This window comes from Streptomyces turgidiscabies Car8, from assembly GCF_000331005.1.
GTDB classification, from domain to species: Bacteria; Actinomycetota; Actinomycetes; order Streptomycetales; family Streptomycetaceae; genus Streptomyces; species Streptomyces turgidiscabies.
In genome coordinates this window covers 1-4,549 of the sequence record NZ_AEJB01000120.1, presented here as the reverse complement: position 1 = coordinate 4,549, position 4,549 = coordinate 1, and the positions used below count along the sequence as shown (strand labels likewise).

6 protein-coding genes are annotated in these 4,549 nt (G+C 70.5%); 5 read left to right on the top strand and 1 reads right to left on the bottom strand.

The window, feature by feature from the left end:
• The coding region (locus STRTUCAR8_RS07325) for an ABC transporter permease (RefSeq protein WP_422125673.1) at window positions 1–515 on the bottom strand (515 nt) is incomplete at its 3' end.
• A 188-nt stretch (window positions 516–703) separates the two neighbouring features.
• Between STRTUCAR8_RS07325 and STRTUCAR8_RS07320 the strand changes: the two genes are divergently transcribed.
• The 5 genes from STRTUCAR8_RS07320 to STRTUCAR8_RS07300 all read left to right on the top strand — a co-directional run bounded on the left by STRTUCAR8_RS07320 (window position 704) and on the right by STRTUCAR8_RS07300 (window position 4,529).
• Window positions 704–1,354 carry a TetR/AcrR family transcriptional regulator gene (locus tag STRTUCAR8_RS07320; protein ID WP_006374879.1) on the top strand — a complete coding sequence of 217 codons (651 nt, stop codon included), beginning with the start codon at window positions 704–706 and terminating at the stop codon, window positions 1,352–1,354.
• Between the two features lie 111 nt (window positions 1,355–1,465).
• Window positions 1,466–1,768, top strand: coding sequence for an urease subunit gamma (locus STRTUCAR8_RS07315; RefSeq protein ID WP_006374883.1), 303 nt, complete (start codon window positions 1,466–1,468; stop codon window positions 1,766–1,768).
• Between the two features lie 14 nt (window positions 1,769–1,782).
• A complete protein-coding gene (locus STRTUCAR8_RS07310) occupies window positions 1,783–2,094 on the top strand; it encodes an urease subunit beta (protein ID WP_006374880.1) in 312 nt (103 codons plus the stop codon).
• Entirely contained in the window at window positions 2,087–3,808 is a 1,722-nt protein-coding gene (locus STRTUCAR8_RS07305; RefSeq protein ID WP_006374881.1) for an urease subunit alpha, read from the top strand. Before STRTUCAR8_RS07310 ends, STRTUCAR8_RS07305 begins: the two co-directional genes overlap by 8 nt.
• A 46-nt stretch (window positions 3,809–3,854) precedes the next feature.
• Window positions 3,855–4,529, top strand: coding sequence for an urease accessory protein UreF (locus tag STRTUCAR8_RS07300; protein ID WP_006374882.1), 675 nt, complete (start codon window positions 3,855–3,857; stop codon window positions 4,527–4,529).
• Window positions 4,530–4,549 lie beyond the last annotated feature (20 nt).

Below are 4,549 nucleotides of genomic sequence, written 5' to 3'. Positions count from 1 at the left end.
AGCAGCGCGCCGACCGCGCGCACCCCGCGCAGACCGAGCAGGGTGACCGCGGCGCCTGCGGCGACACCGGCGAGCGCGAGTGGCAGCACACTCGCGCCGAATGCGGCGCCGCGCGGGTCTTTCGCGGCGGCGGGGACGACGTCGACGGTGGTGACCTGGGCGCCCGGCCCGCCGGACCGCGCCGCCTGTGCGGTCACCGCCTGCTGGAGGAACTGGGCGACGAGGGGGCTCGCGGCCGACGCGGTGAGCAGCTTCGGACCCGGGGCGGTGACGACCACGGCGCCGTATACGGTCCGGTTCTCGACGGCGTCCCGGGCGGCGGCCTCGTCGGCGTAGTGGTGGAGCTCGAAGGCGCCCTTGTGTGACGACAGTTGGCGCTCGACCTGGGTGACCGCCGAGGCCGGGCCCGCCACGCCGAGCGGCAGATCGCGGGGTGCGATGCGGGCGGCGGGCCAGGCGAAGGCCCAGAGCGCCAGCGCGACGAGGACCGGAACCAGGACGGTCACGGCGATCATGTGGCGATGGTGCCTCTGGGCCCTCGCGGTGGACGTGGAGGGTGTTGGGGACATGGGGGACATGTGTTCCCTCGAATCTGACGAGTCCGACGAATCTAAAAAGAATGATCGTTCGTTTTATGTGTGCTCCTACCGTCCTGTCAGTGGCTCGTCTTGTCAAGAAGGAACGTTCGTTTTAGTTTGGGAGCATGGCCCGCGTATCCCAGGAACACCTCGACGCCCGACGCCGGCAGATTCTCGACGGAGCGGCACTCTGCTTCGCCCGCAACGGCTTCCACGCCACGTCCATGCAGGACGTGCTCAAGGAGGTCGATCTCTCCGCCGGCGCCGTCTACCGCTACTTCAGCGGCAAGGAGGAGCTGATCGCGGCCATCGTCACCGAGGTGCTCCAGGAGGTCGGAGACGCCTTCGAGACGGCTGGGGAGCAGAGCCCGCTACCGCCGCTGGACGTGATCGTGGGGGAGGTGATGGGCAGGATGCTGGGCCTGCGGCCGGGGCTGGCGCGCGAGGGGGTGGCCATCTTTCCCCGGCTGATCGTCCAGGTGTGGGCCGAGACCCTGCGCGACGGCGAGCTGGCGAAGGTGCTCGACGACGGCTACGCCCAGGTCCGCGCGCCGTGGGTGCGGCTGGTCGAGCGCTACCAGGAAGCCGGACTGATGCGCGCCGACGTACCGGCCGAGAGCGTCGCCCGAACCATGATCGCCGCGGCCCAGGGTTTCGTCGCGCAGATGGCCCTCTTCGGCGGCGCGTCGGTGGAAGTGTTCCAGGACGGTCTGCGCGGTCTGATGAGCTTGGGCGGGCCCGCTCGTCGTGACCCGGGTGGATCACAGGCCGGTTAACGTCCTTGAAACCCCGGCCAACTAGCGTGCCCATCTCGCCACCAGCGGTTTTGGTGGCACCGGGCAACCGGACCCCGCACGGTCCGGAGCGAGGATGTGAGGTGGCAAGGCGTGCAACTGACCCCGCACGAGCAGGAGAGGCTGCTGATTCATGTGGCGGCGGACGTGGCCGAGAAGCGCCGGGCCCGCGGGCTCAGGCTGAACCATCCCGAGTCGGTCGCGCTGATCACCTCGCACATTCTCGAGGGCGCCCGTGACGGACGTACGGTCGCCGAACTGATGTCCTCCGGACGCACGCTGCTGACCAGGGACGACGTAATGGAGGGCATCCCCGAGATGATCCACGACGTCCAGGTCGAGGCGACCTTCCCGGACGGCACCAAGCTCGTCACCGTCCACGACCCGATCGTCTGAGGGGAGTGGCTGCCGTGATTCCCGGAGAGATCCTGTTCGCCGACGGACCCGTTGTGTACAACGAGGGCCGCGAGGTCACGACGATGACCGTGCTGAACTCCGCCGACCGGCCAGTCCAGGTCGGCTCCCACTACCACTTCGCCGAGGCCAACCCCGGCCTGGAGTTCGACCGTGCGGCAGCGCGCGGCAAGCGGCTCAACATCGCCGCGGGCACCGCCGTGCGCTTCGAACCCGGGATCCCCGTCGACGTAGAACTCGTTCCGCTCACCGGCGCGCGCATCGTGCCCGGACTGCGCGGGGAGACCGGAGGTGCCCTCGATGCCTGAGATCTCGCGTGCGGCGTACGCCGACCTGTTCGGCCCCACCACCGGTGACCGTATCCGGCTCGCCGACACCGACCTGCTCATCGAGATCGAGGAGGACCGCAGTGGCGGCCCCGGACTCGCCGGTGACGAGGCGGTGTTCGGCGGTGGCAAGGTCATCCGCGAATCCATGGGCCAGGCCCGCGCTACGCGCGCAGACGGCACCCCCGACACGGTCATCACGGGCGCGGTGATCGTCGACCACTGGGGCATCGTCAAGGCCGACATCGGCATCCGTGACGGTCGCATCACCGGCATCGGCAAGGCCGGCAACCCCGACACGATGGATGGCATCCACCCCGACCTGGTCATCGGTCCCGAGACCGAGATCATCGCCGGCAACGGCCGGATCGTGACGGCGGGCGCCATCGACGCGCACGTCCATCTGATCTGCCCGCAGATCGCCGACGAGGCGCTCGCGTCCGGCATCACGACCCTCGTCGGCGGCGGTACGGGCCCGGCCGAGGGCTCGAAGGCGACGACGGTGACCCCCGGTCCCTGGCACCTCGCCCGGATGCTGGAGGCGATGGAGCAGTACCCCCTCAACTTCGGACTGCTCGGCAAGGGCAACACCGTCTCGCACGACGCGATGCTCTCCCAGATCCGCGGCGGCGCCCTCGGCCTGAAGATCCACGAGGACTGGGGCTCGACCCCGGCCGCCATCGACGCGGCCCTGACCGTCGCCGACCGGACGGGCATCCAGGTCGCCATCCACACGGACACCCTGAACGAGGCCGGATTCGTGGCCGACACGCTCGCGGCCATCGCGGGCCGGGGCATCCACGCCTACCACACCGAGGGTGCGGGCGGCGGGCACGCGCCGGACATCATGTCCGTGGTCTCCGAGCCGCACGTCCTGCCGAGCTCGACCAACCCGACGCGGCCGTACACCGTCAACACCGCCGACGAACATCTCGACATGCTGATGGTCTGCCACCACCTGAACCCGACGGTGCCGGAGGACCTGGCGTTCGCCGAGTCACGTATCCGTCCGTCGACGATCGGGGCGGAGGACATCCTGCACGACCTGGGCGCCATCTCGATCATCTCGTCCGACGCGCAGGCGATGGGCCGAGTCGGCGAGGTCATCATGCGGACCTGGCAGACCGCACATGTGATGAAGCGACGGCGGGGCGCTCTGCCGGGCGACGGCAGCGCCGACAACCATCGCGTACGTCGCTATGTCGCCAAGTACACGATCAACCCGGCCCTCGCGCAGGGCCTCGCACGGGAGATCGGCTCCGTGGAGACCGGCAAGCTCGCCGACCTGGTCCTCTGGGAGCCCGCCTTCTTCGGGGTCAAGCCGCATCTCGTCATCAAGGGCGGACAGATCGCCTACGCGCAGATGGGCGACGCCAACGCCTCCATCCCGACTCCGCAGCCGATCCTGCCCCGGCCGATGTTCGGGGCGATCGGACGGGCGCCGGCGTCCAACTCGTTCAACTTCGTCGCCCAGCTGGCGATCGAGGACGGGCTGCCCGAGCGGTTGCAACTGGGCAAGCGGTTCGTCGCGATCGAGTCGACCCGTGCGGTGACCAAGGCCGACATGCGGGAGAACGACGCGCGTCCGGACGTGAAGATCAACCCCGACAGCTTCGCCGTGCACATCGACGGGGAGCTGGTGGAGGCCACTCCGGCCGCCGAACTGCCCATGGCCCAGCGGTACTTCCTCTTCTGATGGGCGCCATGGGTGTTACGGGCGCCCTTTCCGTGGGCGGGGCGCGATGAGCAGGGCAGCGCTGCTGGTCCTGGCCGACGGCCGCTTCCCCGCCGGAGGGCACGCGCACTCCGGCGGGGCCGAGGCCGCTGTCAAGGCGGGGCGGATCACCGACGCCGCGAGCCTGGAGGAGTTCTGCCGGGGGCGGCTGCACACGGCGGGGCTGGTGTCGGCCGCGCTGGCCGCGGCTGCGGCGCTGGGCGTCGATCCGGTGCTCCTCGACGGTGCGGCGGACGCGCGGACGCCGTCACCGGCGTTGCGTGTCGCCGCGCGCAGACTGGGGCGGCAGCTGATGCGGGCGGCGCGGGCGACCTGGCCGTCGGCCGAACTTGACGCGCTGGCACGGGAGTTCCCCAAGGGAGCGCATCAGCCGGTGGTGCTGGGGCTGGCGGCGCGGGCGGCGGGGCTGGGGCCGGAGGACGCGGCGTACTGCTCCCTGTACGAGAGCGTCAGCGGGCCCGCGACGGCGGTTGTGCGGTTGCTGAGCCTCGATCCGTTCGACGCGACGGGGGTGCTGGCACGGTTGGCGCCGGAGTTGGATCGCGTCGCGGATCGGGCGGTGGAGATGGCTGGCGTGGCGGCCATGGGGGAAGTGGACGCGTTGCCTGCGGCTGCCGCGCCGATGCTGGAGGTGGCGGCGGAGGGGCATGCGGGGTGGGCGGTGCGATTGTTCGCGTCATAGGGGAGTTTCCTCGCCCCCGC

What these genes read in the sequence shown, in the direction of transcription:
- STRTUCAR8_RS07320 (WP_006374879.1), top strand. Translation starts at nt 704, where the DNA reads ATGGCCCGCGTATCCCAGGAACACCTCGACGCCCGACGCCGGCAGATT.
- STRTUCAR8_RS07305 (WP_006374881.1), top strand. Translation starts at nt 2,087, where the DNA reads ATGCCTGAGATCTCGCGTGCGGCGTACGCCGACCTGTTCGGCCCCACC.
- STRTUCAR8_RS07300 (WP_006374882.1), top strand. Translation starts at nt 3,855, where the DNA reads ATGAGCAGGGCAGCGCTGCTGGTCCTGGCCGACGGCCGCTTCCCCGCC.